The sequence below is a fragment of the Clostridium homopropionicum DSM 5847 genome (genome assembly GCF_001263795.1).
Classification (GTDB): domain Bacteria; phylum Bacillota; class Clostridia; order Clostridiales; family Clostridiaceae; genus Clostridium_H; species Clostridium_H homopropionicum.
Window position 1 is genome coordinate 123,025 of sequence record NZ_LHUR01000027.1, and the last position, 20,690, is coordinate 143,714.

Below are 20,690 nucleotides of genomic sequence, written 5' to 3' on the forward strand. Positions count from 1 at the left end.
TCCTTACGCATTCTTCATTACTACTGTCTCAAGTGCTTTAGCAACCTTGCGGCATTCATCGACGGTATTTTCTAGAATTTCATAGATCTCCTTATATTGAATAAGTCTAATAACATCCTTTTGCTTCTCAAAAAGTTCCTTTATCGCTCTTCTCTCAAGAAGATCACATTTATTCTCATATTCCTTTATTTTAACTGCATGTTGTCTTATCTCTGCGAGCTTTTTCTGTGAAATCAAATCTACAGCGTTATGTATTTCAACTATACATTTGTTCAACCAATCACAAAACTCAAGCATATAGTTGTCTATATTATATATGTTAAACATATAAAAATGAGCTGCGCATTGCTCAAGTCCATCCAAAACCTTATCCATATGGACAGCAAGTTCTAGGGCATCTTCTCTTTCGATTGGAGTAATAAAGGTATTATTTAATTCCTTTATTATCTCGTCAACAAGAACATCTCCCTTATGCTCATAATCCTTCATCTTATATAGGAATTCTTCAAGATCCTTTTCCTCCTTAATTTTATAATCAAGAAAATACTGACCTCCCTCTTTTAAGTTGGTTGAAATGTCTAAAAGCATTAAAAATAGTTTATCCTTCTTTCTTGTGCTCCATTTCATAATTGTATCTCCCTTCTCCTTACCATTTAAAATAATATGCCAAAAGTATTTTATCATTAATTGTCGTATTTTGAAATATAAATTTAACTTATAATTAACCTATTATTAACCTAAAAATAAATTCTAAGTTTATACTAATAGTTTACCCTTTTTTATTTATGTCAAAGGCATATTTGAAAATAAAAAAACCTTGATTTCTCAAGGTTAATTTTTTACGTTGTTTATTTTCATTTAATATCTTTTATTTAAGCAACAAAGCTATCACAATAAGCTTTATAATCACTAATATATTTTTCAGAGTTGTTATTAATATCATACAAATTAGCAATATAGTTTAAAAATTCTTGTTGAGATACACCTGATTTCTTTACTAATCCATTGAATTCCTCTAAAATTTTGTCTGAAATTTCAATTGCACAATTTTTCATAATAAACACCCCTTATTATTAGTATATACTATATGATTTTTGGAAATATGATGAAATATGTCGCACATTTATTTTATATTACATATATAGTATATCACTATTAAAAAATTTTTCAATATTATTATAAAAATTATACAATAAAACTCTCCATTGAAATTTAATACAATTTATCCTCTTATAATAAAAACTTATTAATACTTTCCTGTAGTTCATTTGCAATAGCCGATAAACTTTCTGCTGACTCAGCAATTTGATGAATAATTGATGTTTGTTCTTCAGTGGATGCTGCAACTTCTTCCGTACTAGAAGCAGTTTCTTGTGATATACTTGCAATGTTATTTATAGCATCTCCTGTATTATTTGCATTAACAGTTAAAATTTTTGTTTCTTTAGAAACTTTATTTATATAATCATGTATTATTGTTACAGCTTCAGATATTTTTTCAAACGCACTAACAGTATCAAATAGAGCTTTTTCTTGGTCTTCCACAACTACTTTAGCCTTTTTCATTTCATTAACAGCTTGTTCAACACTAATCTGCACCTCTTCTATGATTGAATCAATTTTGTTCACAGAGGAGCTTGATTGCTCTGCAAGCTTTCTTATTTCATCAGATACAACAGCAAATCCTCTTCCATGCTCACCAGCACGTGCAGCTTCAATAGCTGCATTTAAAGCTAATAAATTTGTTTGTTCCGAAATACTTTTAATAACTAATAGAATGCTTCCAATTTCTGCTGACTTTTCTGAAAGTGAACTAATAGCATCAGCTACACCATTAGATACCTGCTTGTTCTCGCTCATCTTTATCCTTTGATATTCAACTGATTTTTTACCGTCTTCTACTGAATCTTTAGCTCCGTTTGATAATTCTTCAGATTTTATCATATCAGCTGCAATATCATTTAATCCATTAATTACCTCTATCAGTTTAACATTGCCTTCTTCAGAGGATGCAGCTTGTTCTAAAGCACCTTTAGCTAAATCTGAAACAGCATTTGCTATTTGTTCTGATGTTTTGCTTACTTCTTCAGAGGATGCCATCATTTCCTCTGAAGAAGCTGCTACATTTCCACTCATATCCTTCACTTGTGAAATCAGGCTTCTTAAGTTATTAAGCATATCAGAGAAATATAGAGTAAGTTGCCCTATTTCATCCTTTGACTTAACAATATGTACCTCTTGTGTTAAATCTCCAGTTGAGATAGCTTTTGCTGATTCAGCTAAATTCTTTAATGGTTTTGAAACTGAATTACTAAACATAAATGCAACAATAGCAGCAATAATTATACAAATTAACTCAATTATCATAAATGTATTTCTAAAATTATTTATAGGCTTCATATAGTCACTCACTGTATAAGCGGTAAATACATACCAATTATTTTCTTTATAAGAAGAATAAGTCATAAGCTTCTGAACTCCATTTAAAGTGTAAAAACCACTACCTTGGTTTTCCTGCTGCATAGAAGCAAATAGTTTTTTAACTGTATCATTCTCTTTAGTAAAATCTGCTTTAAATATTAAGTCTTTATTTTCATGAGCTATCATTACTCCATTACTGTTCAAAACTCCATAGTTATAATTTACTCCATTATCTTTTTTAACAAGCATTTCAGTTAGCTTTTCAAAATTTATTGATGCTCCAAATGTTCCTATATATTTTTTATTATCGTCAAACAAAGGTACCCCTATTGTTATTACAGGTTTCTTAGATGAAGGTGATATCCCCACATCCCCAACTGATATATTTTTACTTTGTGATGAAAGTTTATAGAACTTTAGTGATGAAACATCATTCCCTATATTCTTGCCATCTAGTGCATCAGCAATTATTTTACCTGCATTATCTGTATAAAACATGTTTTCATACATTCCATTACTTTTAGTATATATATCTTTTAGGTATCCATTTACTATCTGCTTTTTAACATTCAATTCATTTGCTTTTGAATTTGCTTCCCCATTACTTATAATAGATAAAATACTTCTAGCATTATTTTCTGATGATGAAGAGTATGCTGTATTCTTTGCACCATCAATGACTTGCTGCAATAAATCTAACTTATCATTTGCACTATTTTGCATTTGAGTAATTGTTTGCTGTTGAATAGTTCTAGAAAAAAGCGTAGTTCCTATAATACCAATTATTGTTACAGGTATTATAACCAAAACCAAAGACATAGATAATAATTTGACAAAAATATTCATCTTAATAATGTTTTTTCTCTTCAATACTTACTCCCCCTCTTTAAATTTATATAAAACAAAAAACCAGCATATAAAATTTAACATTTATATACTGGTTTATTAAAAAGCTAAAATATTTAAATATTTTCCTTATTAATCCAACCACTAACTATCTAGTTTTACAATTATGGTTCTAGTATCTTCATAAAAGTCAGTTCTTTCCGAAACTAAACTGCACTTTTTTCCTACTTCTCTACTAATCTCATCAATAAATGAATCTAAAATCTCTTTTCTTAGTTCATTCCATGCCATTTCAGGCAATTTAAAAGCACCTTGCTTTATTAAAAGTTCTCCCACACTTGAAAGAATTCCCTTTGAATATATATGTATCAATTCATAGCTAATATTAACTTTAACATATTGTGGCCCTTTACCTCTATACAATTTTACATATTTTGCAGCAATTCTTTTTATTTTATCTTCCATGTTAAATTTTCCCAAGCTCCTACTATTTCATGATTATTAGTGAAAATATTTAAATTACATTAATTTTAAAATAAATATTGGTACTATAGACTGACCACTTTACATTATTATGTTATCACAATATTGCATAAATTTCAACAATTGTTATTATTTTTACAAAAATTTAAATTGTTATAATAATTTACAGTTAGTGCTTTTAAAATTCCCTCCACATTTTTCTTTAGGATTTAAGTCACATTATATCTAAAAATAGAATTACTAACAGGGTTATCAATTCCCTGTTAGTAATTCTATTTTTAATAAATTAATATCTCTTGTATAATATTCTAATAATATTTATTCTTGAAATTTAAATTGTCCTGAAAAATCAAAAGTGGCAAAATAATCTGCTGGAGTTTCAGCACGACGGATAAGTTCTGTAGAACCATCTTCTTTTAGTAAAATTTCTGCAGAACGAAGCTTGCCATTGTAATTATAGCCCATGGAAAATCCATGTGCACCAGTATCATGTATAACAATTAAATCTCCAATATCAATTTTAGGCAGCATCCTATCAATTGCAAATTTATCGTTATTCTCACACAATCCTCCAGTTATATCATACATATGATCACAAGTCTCGTTCTCCTTACCCATTACAGTAATATGGTGATATGATCCATACATTGCAGGACGCATTAAATTAGCAGCACAAGCATCAAGTCCTATATAATCCTTATGAATATGCTTTTCATGAATAGCTCTAGAAACAAGGCAACCATAAGGTCCAAGCATAAATCTTCCCAGTTCAGTATATATTGCAACATCCTCCATTCCAGCAGACACTAGAATTTCATCATATGCCTTTTTAACTCCCTGTCCGATTTCATAAATGTCTGCAGGCTTTTGATCAGGAAGGTATGGAATACCTATTCCTCCTGAAAAGTTTATAAATGTAATATGCGCACCTGTTTCCTCTTTCAATTCCACAGCAGTTTTAAATAGTATTTCAGCAAGGACAGGATAGTATTCATTTGATGTTGTATTGCTAGCTAAAAATGCATGAAGCCCAAAATGCTTTACTCCTTTGTCAATAAGTTTCTTAAAGCCCTCTGTTAATTGTTCTCTGGTAAAACCATATTTTGCTTCCTGAGGAGTATCCATAATTGCATTAGCTATTGTAAAATCTCCACCTGGATTAAAGCGGCAACTTATTACATCAGGTATACCCGCTGCTTTTTCTAAAAAATCAATATGCGTAATATCATCAAGATTAATAATAGAATTTAGTTTTCGTGCATAAATAAAGTCCTCTTCTGGTGTCACGTTTGAAGAAAACATAATATCATCACCTTTAAAGCCCACTGCTTCAGCCAATAAAAGCTCAGTATAAGTTGAGCAGTCTGCACCGCATCCTTCTTCCTTCAATACTTTCAATATTGAAGGATTAGGAGTAGCCTTTACTGCAAAATATTCTTTAAAACCTTTGTTCCATGAAAATGCGTCTTTTAACCTACGGGCATTTTCACGAATCCCCATTTCATCATATAAATGAAATGGTGTAGGATATTCTTTTACTATCTCCTTTAATTGTTCAAAACTGACAAAAGTCTTTTTCATAAGTTATTTTCTCCTTTTCCCATCATTTATAGTACACTATATAACATTTTCTTGAAAATTTCTATATACAAATTAATTTTTATTCTTTAAGTTTCTTCAGTTTATCTAGTATTATATAATACTCCTTATCTAATGCTTCTATATCATCTTGCTTTGATGGCATAGATAGTCTACCTAAAACTTCTGTAAGGCGATTTTTTAATATAATAATTTGCTCTTCAATCTCTTTATTCTGATTCTCTTGTTTATTATTTCTCGATAAGTATTCCATGTAGTTTCCGGAAAACGCTTTTATTTCCTGACTTTCAATTATCATAATTTGATTTGCTACAACATCGATAAATCTCCTGTCATGTGAAACAAATAACAAGGTTCTATCATATTCTCTAAGGGTTTCTTCCATAACTTTAATCGTATTAATATCTACATAGTTTGTAGGTTCATCTAATATAAGCAAATTAATATCTTGCAGCAATATTTTGGCAAAAGAAACCTTTACCCTTTCTCCACCACTAAGTATATCAATCTTTTTATAAATTGATTCTCCTTTAAATAGTAATCTAGCAAGCAATAGTCTTGCAAAATTTTCAGGGTAAATACTGCTGTACATCACATTTTCTATTATACTTAAATCCTTATTTAAAATGTCCATATCCTGACTAAAATATCCAATCTTTGCTCCTTGTGCAATTCTAATGGAATCATCATTTTTCATGATCATTTTAATTAAGGTACTTTTCCCACTTCCATTAGGACCAATTAAGGCAACTCTTGATCCATTATGAAGCTTAAATTCTGCATTTTTAAATATAATTTTATTATCAAATACCTTATTTATATTATTACCTTCAATAATGATTTTGCTGTAAAGTTTACTAGAATTCAGAATATCTAACTTAACTCTTGATTGTTCTTTTGGTTTTTCTTTTACCTCAAGATGCTCAATTCTCTTTTCGATATTTTTAACAGCTCTATCAAGATTAGTTTTTGCCTTTTGGTTTCCCATCTTATGCAGTCTAGCCTCAGAGTTTCCCATCCTTTTAGGAGCTTTTCTAATACTTTTAACTTTTTGTTTTGAGCTATAAATAACTTCCTCAAGCCTCTTTTTCTCATTTACATATTCTTCATACTCAAACTGAGCTCTTTCTATTTCTTGAGCTTTTTGCTCTTCATAATCACTGTAATTGCCATTATAAATTTTAATCTTGCCATTTTCTATCTCTAAAATCTGATTACATAACTTATCTAAAAAGTTTCTATCATGAGAAATAACAATCAATGCACCTTTGTATTCCAAAAATTTCTTTTCAATAAGCTCAATACCCTCAATATCCAAATTGCTTGTAGGCTCATCTGCAAAAATCATAACACTATTATTATCTAGAGCCTCTGCTAGCTTAAACCTTGTCTTTTCTCCCCCACTCATATTTCCATCCCATGTGCTTTTGATTCCAAATTTAGAAGCCATTTCTTTACTTATATTCTTGCTTTCCGGCAAATCTAGCTGTGAAATAAAGCTATATTTTCCGTATAGCTTCAATAAGCCTTCATCAGGTTCTAATCTCTGACTCAATATATCAATCAAGGTAGTTTTTCCTACTCCATTTATTCCTACTATGCCTATTCTATCATCAGAATAAATTTTTAAGGAATCTACATCTATGATCAACTTATCACCGAAATATTTTTTTATTTTGCTGCATTCAATTAATAACATAAAAAATCCTCCCTGTAATTAGAGAGGATAGTATTCTGCAAATACAATAAACTTAATACAAGCTAAATAAGCCTTGACTATGTATATCAAACCTACATAGGATCAAAACTCAAATACTTAATTAAGATTAAAATATATTATATAAACAAGCTATCTACAGCTATAAAAATACTATCCACTCATAAATTTAAATAAAATGTTCAACAATAAAACCTTCACTTGAGGTTCTTCTTAGGTCTTATATAAGTTATCATTTTACATTTAGTTGAAGTGGATTATTTCTTCATTTCTGCAAATACCTTGCCCTTTCTTAAAATTTAGTTCTTAACATCATTTTGATTATATATTGAAATTTTATTACTGTCAATAGAAGGAAACTCCTTTCTCCGGTGCCAGGCACCTTACTTATATATATCAGAAAATTCTATATTGATTTTCTCAATGCAGCTTTTAGTTAATTCTTCACAGCAAGAAATTTCATTATGCGTTTCATTTAGTAATTTACATGGAATAGATATAATAAACTCAGTACCACAGCCTTCTGTACTGTTTACGGATATTGTCCCACCATGAAGCTCAACTAAAGCTTTTACGAGAGAAAGTCCTATTCCACTTCCTTCGTGATCTCTTGTAAAGGACTTGTCTACTTGTACAAATCTTTCAAAAATAGAATTTAGCTTTTCTTTAGGAATACCTCTTCCATTATCTTTTACTCTTATAAAAATACTTTCAACACCGTCTTCTATAATAACCATTATATTTCCACCCTTAGGTGTAAACTTTGCTGCATTTGAAAGTAGATTAAGGATAATTCTTTCTATTTTTTCTGGATCACAAGCAATAACTTTTTCTTCTACATCGGTGTCAAATATAAGAGATAACCCCTTATTTTCAACATAATCAGCTACAGACAGAGTTATATCTTCAATAAGACTGATAATATCTATATTGATCTCATTTAAATCAAAATAACCTGTATCTATTTTAGTTATATCTATTAAATTATTAATTAACCTCAAAAGGCGGTAACAATTTTGTTTCATTGTATTACCATATTTAAAACAATCTTTGTGAGCATTTTCATAAGAGCAGTGTTTCAGTTTATACTCATGCATTTGTAGGGCAGAAAAAATAACATTAATTGGAGTTCTTAACTCATGGGAAATATTAGCAAGAAATTCCATTTTAATTTTATCGTATTCCTTAGTATAGCTAATTTGCCTTTCGCTTTCTTTTAGTGCTTTTTCTGTGGCTATTCGATTTATAATTTCTTTCTCAAGAGCAGTATTAGTTTCTTTCAACTTTTCAATTGTCTCCTCCAATTGAAAAGTACGTTCTTTTACCTTATTTTCAAGCTTATTATATAAAAAGGCATTTTCAATTGAAATTGCAGCCTGAGAAGCAATTATTTTAAATACCTCAATATTATTTTTAGTATATGCTCCTGATAAAATGTCATTTTCCAAATACAATACTCCTTTTAGAGTATTTTGCTGCAAAATAGGCATGCACAATACAGATTTAATACTATTGGATTCAAAATAACTATCATATGCAAATTGACTTCTACTTATATTGTCAATAATCACCTCTTCTTTCGTAGTTGCAACATAGTTTACGATTGAAGCAGGTAGAATTGCTTTAGTTTTTTTATTATCAAAATTAAGTTCTCTATGCTCAATAATAACTTCAAAACTAAAATTTAACCTTCCAGAGACTAATAAAACTAAGCTATTTTTGTCTTTTAAAAGAATATGCCCCATTGTACTGCCTGAATTTTGCATTACAATTTTCATTAATTTTTCAAGCAGTTTTTTTCTTTCAATTTCTCTAGAAATAGTTTGGGATACTTTTATTATAGCTTTTAAATCAATGCAATTTAGGGTATTACAACCTACTGAAAGATATTGAGAGTTGGTATTAAAAAATAAAATGTCCGTATATTTTTCTTTCATCCATTTTGCTTTTCCTACAGCTCCCCAATCTAAAAATCTTGAATAAGCTTCCTTAATGTAAAAACTTGCTGTCTTATTTATACCTAATCTCAAATATTTTTGTCCTATAATTTCACATATTAGTGCATAGTGATAGGGCCTTTTATTTTTTTCAGCTTCTACTATAGCCTTTTCATATAATTTAAAGGCTTCATCATATTTTCCTTCCAGTGCTTTTATTTCAGCACATACTATATCATAAAGATGCTTAAAATTAAATGGGGCATCCTTTGCTCTTTGGTACATCCACTCTTGAGCTTCTTCTAAGGTTTTTTCCATCATTTGTTTTTCTTCTAAGTTTTCTACTTCTTCTATGACTTTGCAAATTGAAATGGCCATTATAAAACGTTGGAGTGCTACTATATAAAATGGCCCAACATGTGATAAATGAGGAACAGCTTTTTTTATAAGTATATATGCAACTTTAAAATCACTAAATAACACAGCCGAAAGCGCTCTGTAAATATAGTAATAAGCTAAGGCTACTCCATTCTTATTGATGTCATTTAAATGCTTCTCTTCATTAAAAGTATTATCGTTAAAACTACCATAGCAAATAGTTTCTCCTTTCAAAGCCTTTACAAATTGCATGAAACTGACAAAGGATTCTAGGCTATACAGGTTTCCTGTCTTAGATGCAAATGTAATAGCTGCCTCTACTTCAGTCTGCATTTCTGAAATAGAATTACAACATTCCAATATGTCTACCTGAGAAGTAAAAAAGCTAAAACAGGAAAATTCAAACTCACCGTTTTCTAAATTCCCTTTATAAGATTTATGAGCATAATAAATACCCGTTTCTAAAGGCTCAAACCAATGACAATTTACAAGGCTATGTACATGATACATTCTGTATAATTCTTCATTGAAACCTCTTTTCTTTAAAGTAGATATTGCTTCTTTTGAAAACTTATATCCTGTATAATAATCATTTCTAAGTGGAACTAATGCCAATGTTATAGCAGATGAGATTTCCAAAGCCCAGTTAGTAACACCTTTTTCAACCATTAAGTTAGCACTTACAAGAATAGCCCAAAAACAGGATAATGGATTAAAAAATAGACCAGCAGCAATAATTCTATTTAAAAGTTTTGCAATAGCATTGTCTTTTTCACCATATAGCAATTCCTTTTCTTTAATTTTTTCAATACTTCCATTGTATTGATACAAATAAAATTTCTCAATTTCTTTTTCAACCACATCGGATAATTTATCTTTAGGATAACTTACTCCAAGCTTTTCAAGAATAGATATTCCTAATATAAATGCTTCTTCGTATCTGCTTCTATTTGAAAGGCTAACTAATTGTACACAGGCGGCATTTACTAATTTAAGGGGATTTTCTGTTATTTTTTCTATTATAGAATAAATTTTATCCACTTCTTCAAAGTCTGCTAAACTAAAAAGTACTAAATGATATTCATTATATATAGTTTGTATAAAGGATTGATTATTTTTAATAGTATCTGGTGCAATATCAAATATAAGCTCAAGATACTGTCTTGCAGTATCAAAAGCTGAGGTACACCTAGCAGCTTGTGCTGCATTAAAGAAAATATTAATTACTCTATTTACATCTTCTTCTCTTTTTATGCAATCTAATATTTTGGAATAGTGCTCTGCTGCTAAAAAAAGAGTTGAAGTATTATTTAAACCTTCTATAGTTTCATAATAATTTGCAATGCTCATATGAATAATTTTCTTATTTTCTTCTGATAAAGCAAAATATCCTGCCTGTTGAAATCTATCATGACAAAACAAAAATTCTACTTTTTCTGAGTTTAAACCATCCTTTCCTAGTACATAAATCATCTCATTAGCTATAGCTGGTTCTAAATCTTTACTTACATTTTTTAAGCTTTTCCCTGAAATTGCGGAAAGTATCTTTATATCAAATCTATTTCCAATACAGGCAGCCATGAAAATAAGTTCTTTTGTAGCCTCAGGGAGTGTTTTTATTTTTTCTATCAAAAGGTTTACAACATTATCTGAACTTTTGATATTTCTTATATCACTTTCATTCCAGCTCCATCTTTTTTCATATTCATTATAATATAGCAGCTTTTCTTTATTACAATATTTTAAAAATTCAATAATATAGAATGGATTTCCTATGGTCTTTTCATAAACTATATTCGCTAGCCCATAAGTATCTTCCTCATTAAAATTAAATATATTAAATATCATTTCTGTAATATCAAAAATATTTAAGTTATCTAAATATAAATATTCTATTTTACCATTATCCTTTTGAATTTTTTCAATTGTTCTAATTAGAGGATGGAATTTATCTACCTCATTTTCTCTGTAGGTGCAAACAAACATCAAGCCTTTAATACTATTATCAGAAAGAATCTTCTGAAAAAGTTCCAAAGAAGCTGCATCTATCCATTGAACATCATCTATAACCAATGCAATTGGACGTCTTTTTGAGGAGATTACTCTCAATAGCTTTTGAAGAGCAGCACTAAATTTAATCTGTATTTCTACAAGAAATCCTTCCTTCAATTTTGGTTGTGAACCTAAAATCAATTCTAATTTAGGAATTACATCTATAAGTAAAGCAGCATTTTTCCCGAGTGAATCTAATATTCTTTCTCTCCATTTTTTTACTGCAGCCTCTGAATCCGATAGGATATAAGTACAAAATTGATCAAGTGCATTAAATAAGGCTGAATAAGGAGTGTTTTTGTTATATTGATCGCACTTGCCAGAAAGAAAGATTCCATGGTTTTTAATTATAGGTTTATGAAGCTCATTTACTAATGCAGTTTTACCAATTCCAGAGTAACCTCCAATAAGAATTAACTCTACATTTCCTTTAGCTGCTCTTTCAAATATGTTAAGCAATTTTTTTATTTCTGCTTCTCTTCCATATATCTTTTTAGGTATTTCAAATTTATATGATAAGTCATTTTTCCCAAGTTCAAATTCTTCTATAATTCCCTTTTCTTCTAATTGATTTATACACTCTTGTAGATCAAGTTCAATACCTAAGGCACTTACATATCTATCTTCTGGCATTTTTTCCATGAGTTTTGATATAATTTTAGATACACTTGGAGGAATACTTGGATTAATTTCACTAATGGGCAAAGGAGTCTTCGCTATATGAAAATAAACTACATCCTCTGGTTCAAAAGAAGCAAAAGGAAGCTTTGAACAAGCTAATTCATATAAAGTAATTCCTAGAGAATAAAAATCTGTTCTATAATCTACTGGTCGATTCATCCTACCGGTTTGCTCTGGTGAAATGTAAAATAAGTTATCATGAAATATGTTTGGATTTAGTGCTTCTGCAGTTTCAAAAGAAAATTCTGATGAATTTTCAAAGCCAAGTAATTTTATAATCTTCTTATCTTTATTATAAATAATGTTAAATGGATTAATATTCTTATGAATAATATGATTATTATGAATATATTTAATGCATTTTGTTATTTTTAATGCGATTTCAAGTAATTCTTTTAATTCAATGGGATTTTTCTTTATATATTGTGAAAGATAAATTCCTCCAATATCCTCTAGGGTAACTGAGAGTCGATTTTGAAATTCTAAAAGCTCATATGCTTTTAAAACATATTCACTTTCAAGTTTTTTTACTAGATTGTATATACTTTCAATTTTTGATGTATTTATTAAATTATCAAATTCTGTATTTAATGATTTAATTATAACATTTTGATTTTTTTTTACATCCAATGCCTTAAAAACTGTAGAGCATTGAGAATTATACATTACTTCTATTATTTTATAATTTTCTTCTGTTTCTTTCCTTATTTTTCCTATTGGTGAATTATAACTCAGAATTATTCACTTCCTTTCTTTTTAATTAAAACAGACCGTTATGGGTTCCGGACAAGTTATTTATAAATATATTAAGCTTATTATAAACAATTTGTCTATATTATTCCACTTATGTATTTGTAATAATAAAAATGTTTTATATTGAAATCATGTATTTATGTGTATTTAATAAAAAAATCTATTTTTTTCGGAAATATATTTTCATATCAAAGAAACAAATTGAAAGCTTTCTAGAAAAAAAACAATAAGGCAGTTAGGAAAATATATTTCGCTAGCTGCCTTATTGTTTTTTATCTTTTACTTCTATCTAAAATCCAATTTGCTATTTTAGGTACAATTTCTTTTTGTGAACGAGAGCTTGCTACAATTCCAGCATGCCCTACAGGATAAGAAACCATTTCTTTATCCTTACTTCCTACTGCATCATGTAATGGCTTTGTTGCAGATGGTGGAATTAAATTATCTTGCTCTCCAAAAATAATTAGTAATGGCATGGTTATATTCTTAAGATTAACATTTTTATTTCCTAACATAAATTCTCCCTTAATAAGCTTGTTATCTTGCCATAAATCCTTCATATATTTTCTATAGGCCTCACCAGCTTGTCCCGGACTATCAAAAATCCATTTTTCCATACTTAAAAAATCTCCTAAAGATTTAGGATTATCTAAGTTAGATACTACTCCAATATATTTATCTACTAATAAAGAATATGGCTTTAAGGATACAAAACACATATTTAAAAACCAACCTGGTACAATTCCATAGGCATCTACAAGACTGTCTATATTCATATCTTTTGACCATTTAAATAAAAGTCCATCATCAACGTTGAAATCTACTGGTGATGCAATAGTCACAAGGCTATTTACTTTTTCTGGATATAATGCTGCATAAATAGCACAGAATGTTCCTCCTTGGCATTTAGATAAAATATTTATTTTATCTAAATTATGCTTTATTCTTAAATAATCTATTGCATTTGCCAAATATCCTTCTATATAATCTTCAAAAGTTATATATCTATCCTCTGCTGTAGGATATCCCCAATCAATAATATAAAGATCTAGTCCTTGATCTAATAATTTCCCTATAAAACTTTTATCTTGCTGTATATCCATAATATAAGGTCTATTCATTAAGGCATATACCATTAAAGTTGGAATAGTTGCTTTATTCTTAGTCTTTGGAATATAGTGATATAATTTCATTTTATCTTCTTGATATACTAATTCCTTTGGTGTTTTATCATAGTCTTCATAGTCAATATTCATCAAAACATCCATTCCGTTTAATATCTTTTGTTGATCTTTTAATTGTTTATACATATATTCTGTAAACATATTTGTTTTAGAAACATTATACAAGCCAACTCACCTCTTTATTTTTATCATACGAATTTATACATTATTTCGTATTACTACCAGTATTTGATTTATCTTTAATTTTTGTTCCATTTTTTTGTTCATTTATTTGAACTTTAACCTCATCTATTTCTTTCATCATGTTTTTCATTTCTTTTCTCATATCATATACAGTTTTATATACGCTGTCCATTTCTGTTTTTTTAGGTACTGGCATAAAAGAAAGATATTCTTCCCACAACTTATCTGCCTCTATTTTAAAATTTGTCATTGCATCTAGTATATGTCCTACTAATTTGCTAAACTCATCTGAAAAGAATAATTTGCTAAAAGCCGTATTTATTTTTTCAGTAGAATACTTATAAAATTCCTCAAAAGTTTTTGGTTCTATCCCTTCTTTATACATTTGCATATAATCTTGAAGAATTTTTTCCATAGTTTCTTGTGTCAATTTATAAATATTTGCTGAAAATTCATTAACAAGTACACTATAACGAACAAATTTATCAAAGCTCTCGAATTGTTTTTCTAAAAATTCTCTATCAATTCCCATCATTGGCGTATTAATAAGCTTACTAAAAGACTTATCATAGTTTTCTTTCCATAATTTTAGATAATCTAAATATGCAGATGGATCATTTAAAAATCCTTTAAAAAAAGTATCATTTAATTCTTGCTCACTGCTTATCCATGGTTCCCAAAATTTATTTATAGCAATTTTATAAGATTCCATTACTGCTATAGATTCTTCGAATATTTTTCTCATTGGTTCTGGAATATATGGTATATAATTTTTTTTCATATATTCTACACATTGTGATGTCCATTCTTCATAAGCTTTTTTCATAGATGCTTCTGTTGGAACTGAATCTTCTTTAATCTTTTGCCAAACCTTATAAAATTCTTCATATATATCATTGCTTTGTTTAATCTTATTAAATACTTCGTAGGGATTTCCTGTATAACATGTAAATAATTTATTATTTAACTCCATTAAATCCTTATAATAATTCATTGGGTTATAATTGCTCTGACCTTTTTTGTTATCTTTTACCTCCTGCCCTGTAAAATTAAACGTCTTTTGCCATACTTCAAACATATTTTTTTGTGCATCGAAAAATTCATTAAACATATTAAAATTACTCTTCATAATGCTTCCACTTCTCCTTCTAAATCTATTTATAATATTAACATCTATAATAATTCTTAAAACACTATTATATTCCATATTTTCATGTAATTTTGAACTATAGTAAATTTAAGGTAATTATAGAAGCTAGTATATATTTTATCATCATTCATTTATTCTTCCTAATCTCAAAATCCCATTTATTGTAAATTATATTCATAAATCACCATTTATATACTTATTAGTACCTTTTACTATAAATGTTACTGTATCATAGAGATACATTTTTATAGAAAAAATGAGACACTAATAAAAAATGATGATCTCTCTTATGAGACTTTTTATAAATATCAGAAAAATAAAAAGCGCCGACTAGATGAATATAACACCTAATCAGCGGTAGATTAATTGGGAAAATATTTAAATTCATATTTTTTAATTGTGAAAAGTATAATCAGATAAATCCCTTTGTTTTGGACAAAACCTAATAATTATTTGGTTTTTCTTATGTTTTCACCTTTGTCTTATTATTAGTAATGTTTTCTCCAAAATAAAGATTGAGCAATATTTAGATTTTCAAAGAATAATTATTTATATAAATAATCTCTAGTCATTGGTAAATCATTATTAACACCTTTAGTAAAAACAATTTGATGAAGATCAATTACTCCGTTATTAAAACTTGCAGCACAACTACAAAGGTATAATTCCCACATTCTAATAAACTTATCATCAAATTTTTCTCTTATTTTATCTAAATTATTTTGGAAATTTTCATTCCAACACAACAGAGTTTTTTTGTAATGTCTACGAAGGCTTTCAACATCAACTGTATAATATCCATATTCACTACATATATTTATCATTTCTCTCAAGCTTGGTATCACTCCGCCAGGGAAAATATATTTTTTGATCCAAGGATCACCAGCACTTTCCTTTAATCCACTTATGTAATGTAGAAGTAATATCCCACTTTGCTTTAAAACAGAGTTTACATTTTTGATGAAAAGTTCGTAATGTTCACGACCTACATGTTCAAGCATTCCTATGCTTACAATTCTATCAAATCTACGATCTAATTTATGTAATTCTCTATAATCCATTAATTTTACTTCTAGATAATTTTCTAAGTTTTCTTCTTTTATACGTTGTTGAAATTTTTTAGCCTGTTCTTCACTTAATGTTATGCCAGCACCATGAATTTTATATTTTTTTGCTGCCTCGATTAAGAGAAAACCCCAACCACATCCAATATCCAGTAATGTCATACCCTCTTCTAGGTTCAATTTTGAAAGAATTAAATGAACTTTGTTGACTTGAGCATCATATAAAGTATCATTCTCATTCTTAAAATAACCACAAGAATAACACATGGTTTTATCAAGCCAAAGACTATAAAAATCATTTCCTATGTCATAATGATATTGCACTTCTTTCTTCTGAGCTTTTGCTGAAACAGATGGATGAATTAGATTCTTTAAAATTTTATGATCAATAGTAAATTTATTCATTTGTCCCATAAAGAAATTAAGAGTTGTGTAGAGATCGCCTTTTTCTTCTAAGTCCCCACGCATATATGCTTCACCTAGAGCAAGAGAAGTACTAGTTAAAAGATCGGATTTGGGAATAGAACCATTAATCATAATTTCAAATTTTGGTTCTCCTTCCCCAATAACAAAACTGTCACCATCATTAAATCTAACCAAAAAAGGATTTTCATCAAATTTGCTTAGATATTTTTTGAAAAATTTTCGTTCTACAATGTTCAAAACAATCACCCCTATCGATATTTATTAATGTAGTTTAATTTACTGTTATAACCAGTATACTACTCTAAAAATGAAATTCAAGTTTTCATGATTTGAGTGATTTGTTTATAAACATAAATCTAGTATAAATATGATATCTTCATTTATCTTGTCTGTTTATAGAACAATAATATCTTTATGAAAATCTACTCCTCCTTTAAGTTGACATCACTACTAATTTGACAACATTTTTGTTCATGACATCTCCTGCATCCAAATAAAGATGAATTTTCTTCACAAAGCTTATAATCTCCGCCTTCGATTTTCAATAAATACCCATTTACTAATGATTTTGCTATCTTTAAACGGGCTTCATTATATATCCTTTGAACAGTTGTACGTGCTACATTCATCTTTTCAGCACATTCTTCTTGGGTCATTCCTTCTAAATCCATTAGTCTAATAGCTTCATATTCATCAACCGTCATTACAATTATTTCATTTTCTATCATAGTTTTATCTATTGGTCCGAATAAATTACTTTTAGGCAAACAACATACTTTTCTACATTTCCTTGGCCTTGGCATATTTTATCCCCCATCGCTAAACATTATTGACATATGTTCTTTATAAGATTATTATAATATATAAAGGGCATATGTCAATAACTCGTATGCTATATAATAATTAATATATTTTATTGGAGGTTACTATTATGAAAATCGCATTACCATCACGTAATAATCATATTGATGATCACTTTGGACATTGTGAATATTTCACTGTATTTACAGTTGATACAGAAACTAAGGAAATAATAGCTTCTGAAACTGTTTCATCACCAGCTGGCTGTGGGTGTAAATCAAATATTGCAACAATTCTTTCTGATATGGGTGTTAAAGTAATGCTCGCAGGTAATATGGGTGAAGGTGCAGTAAGGGTACTAAACAACTCAGGAATAGAAGTATTTCGTGGCTGTTCTGGAGATGTGAAGAATATAGCTTTAAAATGGCTTGAAGGTTCTCTTGTAGACTCAGGTGATTTTTGCCATGCTCATGAACATGGATGTCATAATGAATAAAGCCGTGCATTGCATGGCTTTATTCATTCCTATTTACTAAGCTGAAATTTTAAAATTAATCAATTTTAAGTTGTTAGCCAATTTTCAGCATCAGCAGTGTTTTTAAACACTCTGAAGTCATTTCCTTTATTGGCTTCAGTAATCATTTCCCTAAACCTGCCACTTATTTTTTCTTCATTTGTGATAATTAGTGCAGCTTTAATATTATAATTTACAAACTTTTGCAGCACTGTCCCTGCTAGCCCTGTTCTAAGATTAAAAAAGTCTTCAGAAAGTGCTTTTTCTTGGATAATCAATAAACGAGCATTATTTTCAATGCAAGCTGCAATAAGATCCACAGCATCTCTTTCTGTACTAAGCTGCTTTTTATCATTAGAGTGTTCAATATACCTATTGTCATTCTTCTCAATCAAGTTATAATTCATTTCTTTCTCCCTCTTTATTTTATAATTAACTATTAATTAGTTGGTTCTGTTAAAATAGAAATTGTATCCAGCATTACTACCATAAACGCTATAGGACCCCATAAAATTATTCTTAGCCTGTTTTCTTTTTCATAATATTTCATGTTTATTGTTGAGTCACTTAAACTTGGATCTTTAGAATTCATAACAGCTATGAGAGTATTAGATATTCTCATATACTGCTTGGTGTCAATTTCATTAATTTCTACCACGGTAGAAATGCTAACTTTTGGCCTTATAATTTCAGAATTTATTTCATTTGTTGAAAACTCAATTTCCTCATCTACTTTTATTTCTTTATTATTGTTGTTTTCATTAATACTCTTTCCCATAAAGAAATTTAAATCTCGTTCTGATATTCTCCACTGCTTTCCAACCTTTGTTGCCTTGAGCTTTCCATCTGATATAAATTTTCTTATAGTTTTATGGTGCATATCCAATAACTCTGCAACTTGATCAATAGTATAAAACTTCTCTTCCATAGGAATCTATCCTTTCAGTATTATCACATAAATTCATTATATGTAACTTTATGACCTACGTCAATTATTTTATTGTATTTTATTTAACTTTATTGCTATTTAATACACTCTATTGAATTCAATATCACTTTTCTCAGTACACAGTTATATACTTCTGATTATGTTCAAATTAATAGCAAAGTAAAAAAAGTGTGTCTATGATAACATAAAGCACACTTAAATATTTAGACTTTTTCTAAAATACTACTTCCAAATTCTTTGCACCTGTTTAATCCATTTTCATCTGGATTCCATAATTCTCTTATTCCTTCATTTACTACCTGAAAGCCAGCTTTCTCCAGTTCTTCACTAATTATTTTTGTACATTCACCACTCCAGCCATAACTTCCAAAGGCAGCTCCTTTTTTTTCTTTAAAGCCAAGCCCTTTAATAATTTCTAATATTGCAGCTGTTGAGGATAATATTCCTTTATTTATTGTTGATGAACCAACAAGCACCATTCTTGATTTGAAAACTTCTGTAATAATATCATTTTTATCGCTTTTAGATGAATTAAAAATCTTTATTACAATGTCCTTATTTGAACTTTTTATACCATCTGCTATGGCCTCAGCCATCCTTCTTGTGCAGTTCCACATTGTATCATAAATTATTGTAATCTGATTTTCTTCATAATCCTTTGCCCACTCAATATACTTATTTACAATTTGTAATGGATTATCTCTCCATATTATACCGTGACTAGGACAAATCATGCTAACGGACAAATTAAAACTCAATACCTCTTCTATTTTTTTTACAACAAATTTGCTAAATGGAGTTAAAATATTTGCATAATATTTTATTGCTTCCTGAAATAACTCCCCTTGATCAACTTTGTCATTATACATCAATTCAGATGCATAATGCTGTCCAAAGGCATCATTACTAAATAGAATATTTTCACCAGATAAATATGTAAACATAGAATCAGGCCAATGAAGCATTTTTGCTTCTACAAATGTTAGTTTTCTTTTACCTATATCTAAGGTATCACCGGTCTTAACCTCTACAAAGTTCCAATCCTTATGATAATGTCCCTTTATTATTTTAGCACCACTTTTAGTACAATATATTGGTGTATTGGGTATTTCTTTCATTAGCTCTAAAAGTGCACCACTATGGTCAATTTCAGAGTGATTCATGATTATATAATCTATTTTATTTAAGTCAATTTCACTTTTTAAATTGGTTACAAATTCTTTAGCAAATGGATGCCAAACAGTATCAATCAAGACTGTCTTTTCATCTTTAATTAAGTATGAATTGTATGAAGATCCTTTATGTGTAGAGTATTCTTCACCATGAAAAGTTCTTAGTTCCCAATCTATTTTTCCAACCCAAGTAACAGTATCACTAATCTTAAAAGACATAAGTACCATCCTTTCTACAAATAAATATCCTCTTTAAAAGTTATATTTACTAATAGCTTTATTATCTCCTTAGTCTCTATTAAAAATCCATCCCTGTCACTTAAAATCTTAGTATTTATGTTTTTTAACCTAATATCAGTGTAAATATTTATCTTCATTCA

14 protein-coding genes and 2 pseudogenes are annotated in these 20,690 nt (G+C 28.8%); 1 reads left to right on the plus strand and 15 read right to left on the minus strand.

Annotated elements, in window-relative coordinates:
• Window positions 1–3: 3 nt before the first annotated feature.
• The 12 genes and pseudogenes from CLHOM_RS11745 to CLHOM_RS11795 all read right to left on the minus strand — a co-directional run bounded on the left by CLHOM_RS11745 (window position 4) and on the right by CLHOM_RS11795 (window position 17,677).
• The gene (locus tag CLHOM_RS11745) at window positions 4–627 is read right to left on the minus strand and encodes a DUF47 domain-containing protein (protein WP_052221884.1); all 624 of its coding nucleotides are present in this window, start codon (window positions 625–627) and stop codon (window positions 4–6) included.
• Between the two features lie 245 nt (window positions 628–872).
• Entirely contained in the window at window positions 873–1,055 is a 183-nt protein-coding gene (locus CLHOM_RS11750; protein ID WP_052221885.1) for a hypothetical protein, read from the minus strand.
• 175 nt (window positions 1,056–1,230) lie between these two features.
• Window positions 1,231–3,291, minus strand: coding sequence for a methyl-accepting chemotaxis protein (locus tag CLHOM_RS11755; RefSeq protein ID WP_052221886.1), 2,061 nt, complete (start codon window positions 3,289–3,291; stop codon window positions 1,231–1,233).
• A gap of 120 nt (window positions 3,292–3,411) precedes the next feature.
• The gene (locus CLHOM_RS11760; RefSeq protein ID WP_052221887.1) at window positions 3,412–3,732 is read right to left on the minus strand and encodes a Na-translocating system protein MpsC family protein; all 321 of its coding nucleotides are present in this window, start codon (window positions 3,730–3,732) and stop codon (window positions 3,412–3,414) included.
• Between the two features lie 336 nt (window positions 3,733–4,068).
• A complete protein-coding gene (locus tag CLHOM_RS11765) occupies window positions 4,069–5,331 on the minus strand; it encodes a diaminopimelate decarboxylase (RefSeq protein ID WP_052221888.1) in 1,263 nt (420 codons plus the stop codon).
• A gap of 79 nt (window positions 5,332–5,410) precedes the next feature.
• Complete coding sequence (gene abc-f / locus CLHOM_RS11770; RefSeq protein WP_052221889.1) at window positions 5,411–7,048, minus strand: ribosomal protection-like ABC-F family protein; 1,638 nt, start codon at window positions 7,046–7,048, stop codon at window positions 5,411–5,413.
• Between the two features lie 401 nt (window positions 7,049–7,449).
• Window positions 7,450–8,295 (minus strand): annotated as a pseudogene (locus tag CLHOM_RS18870) (sensor histidine kinase); the annotation flags it as partial.
• 141 nt (window positions 8,296–8,436) lie between these two features.
• Window positions 8,437–12,780: pseudogene (locus CLHOM_RS11775) on the minus strand (AAA family ATPase); the annotation flags it as partial.
• 359 nt (window positions 12,781–13,139) lie between these two features.
• Complete coding sequence (phaC, locus tag CLHOM_RS11780) at window positions 13,140–14,216, minus strand: class III poly(R)-hydroxyalkanoic acid synthase subunit PhaC (protein WP_242846772.1); 1,077 nt, start codon at window positions 14,214–14,216, stop codon at window positions 13,140–13,142.
• A gap of 40 nt (window positions 14,217–14,256) precedes the next feature.
• Window positions 14,257–15,363 (minus strand): poly(R)-hydroxyalkanoic acid synthase subunit PhaE, encoded by a 1,107-nt coding sequence (locus CLHOM_RS11785; RefSeq protein WP_052221891.1) that lies wholly within the window; start codon window positions 15,361–15,363, stop codon window positions 14,257–14,259.
• 566 nt (window positions 15,364–15,929) lie between these two features.
• Entirely contained in the window at window positions 15,930–17,111 is a 1,182-nt protein-coding gene (locus tag CLHOM_RS11790) for an SAM-dependent methyltransferase (protein WP_052221892.1), read from the minus strand.
• 185 nt (window positions 17,112–17,296) lie between these two features.
• Window positions 17,297–17,677, minus strand: coding sequence for a DUF134 domain-containing protein (locus tag CLHOM_RS11795; protein WP_052221893.1), 381 nt, complete (start codon window positions 17,675–17,677; stop codon window positions 17,297–17,299).
• Window positions 17,678–17,805: 128 nt separating this feature from the next.
• On the opposite strand from CLHOM_RS11795, the gene CLHOM_RS11800 reads away from it, so the two are divergent.
• On the plus strand, window positions 17,806–18,171 hold the full coding sequence (locus CLHOM_RS11800) for a NifB/NifX family molybdenum-iron cluster-binding protein (protein WP_052221894.1): 366 nt from the start codon (window positions 17,806–17,808) through the stop codon (window positions 18,169–18,171).
• Window positions 18,172–18,236: 65 nt separating this feature from the next.
• Here CLHOM_RS11800 and CLHOM_RS11805 read toward each other — a convergent pair whose 3' ends face one another.
• From CLHOM_RS11805 to CLHOM_RS11815, 3 genes are all read right to left on the minus strand, one after another.
• A complete protein-coding gene (locus CLHOM_RS11805) occupies window positions 18,237–18,596 on the minus strand; it encodes a DUF4180 domain-containing protein (protein WP_052221895.1) in 360 nt (119 codons plus the stop codon).
• Between the two features lie 32 nt (window positions 18,597–18,628).
• Window positions 18,629–19,117, minus strand: a complete 489-nt coding sequence (locus CLHOM_RS11810) for a helix-turn-helix domain-containing protein (protein WP_052221896.1) — start codon at window positions 19,115–19,117, stop codon at window positions 18,629–18,631.
• 224 nt (window positions 19,118–19,341) lie between these two features.
• Complete coding sequence (locus tag CLHOM_RS11815; RefSeq protein WP_052221897.1) at window positions 19,342–20,529, minus strand: anaerobic nitric oxide reductase flavorubredoxin; 1,188 nt, start codon at window positions 20,527–20,529, stop codon at window positions 19,342–19,344.
• Window positions 20,530–20,690: the final 161 nt, after the last annotated feature.

Excerpts from the sequence above, each read along its gene's own strand:
- CLHOM_RS11810 (WP_052221896.1), bottom strand. The coding sequence starts at position 19,117 with ATGGAAGAGAAGTTTTATACTATTGATCAAGTTGCAGAGTTATTGGAT.
- CLHOM_RS11760 (WP_052221887.1), bottom strand. The coding sequence starts at position 3,732 with ATGGAAGATAAAATAAAAAGAATTGCTGCAAAATATGTAAAATTGTAT.
- CLHOM_RS11815 (WP_052221897.1), bottom strand. The coding sequence starts at position 20,529 with ATGTCTTTTAAGATTAGTGATACTGTTACTTGGGTTGGAAAAATAGAT.
- CLHOM_RS11805 (WP_052221895.1), bottom strand. The coding sequence starts at position 18,596 with ATGAATTATAACTTGATTGAGAAGAATGACAATAGGTATATTGAACAC.
- CLHOM_RS11765 (WP_052221888.1), bottom strand. The coding sequence starts at position 5,331 with ATGAAAAAGACTTTTGTCAGTTTTGAACAATTAAAGGAGATAGTAAAA.
- CLHOM_RS11745 (WP_052221884.1), bottom strand. The coding sequence starts at position 627 with ATGAAATGGAGCACAAGAAAGAAGGATAAACTATTTTTAATGCTTTTA.
- abc-f (WP_052221889.1), bottom strand. The coding sequence starts at position 7,048 with ATGTTATTAATTGAATGCAGCAAAATAAAAAAATATTTCGGTGATAAG.
- CLHOM_RS11795 (WP_052221893.1), bottom strand. The coding sequence starts at position 17,677 with ATGCCAAGGCCAAGGAAATGTAGAAAAGTATGTTGTTTGCCTAAAAGT.
- CLHOM_RS11800 (WP_052221894.1), top strand. The coding sequence starts at position 17,806 with ATGAAAATCGCATTACCATCACGTAATAATCATATTGATGATCACTTT.
- CLHOM_RS11785 (WP_052221891.1), bottom strand. The coding sequence starts at position 15,363 with ATGAAGAGTAATTTTAATATGTTTAATGAATTTTTCGATGCACAAAAA.
- CLHOM_RS11750 (WP_052221885.1), bottom strand. The coding sequence starts at position 1,055 with ATGAAAAATTGTGCAATTGAAATTTCAGACAAAATTTTAGAGGAATTC.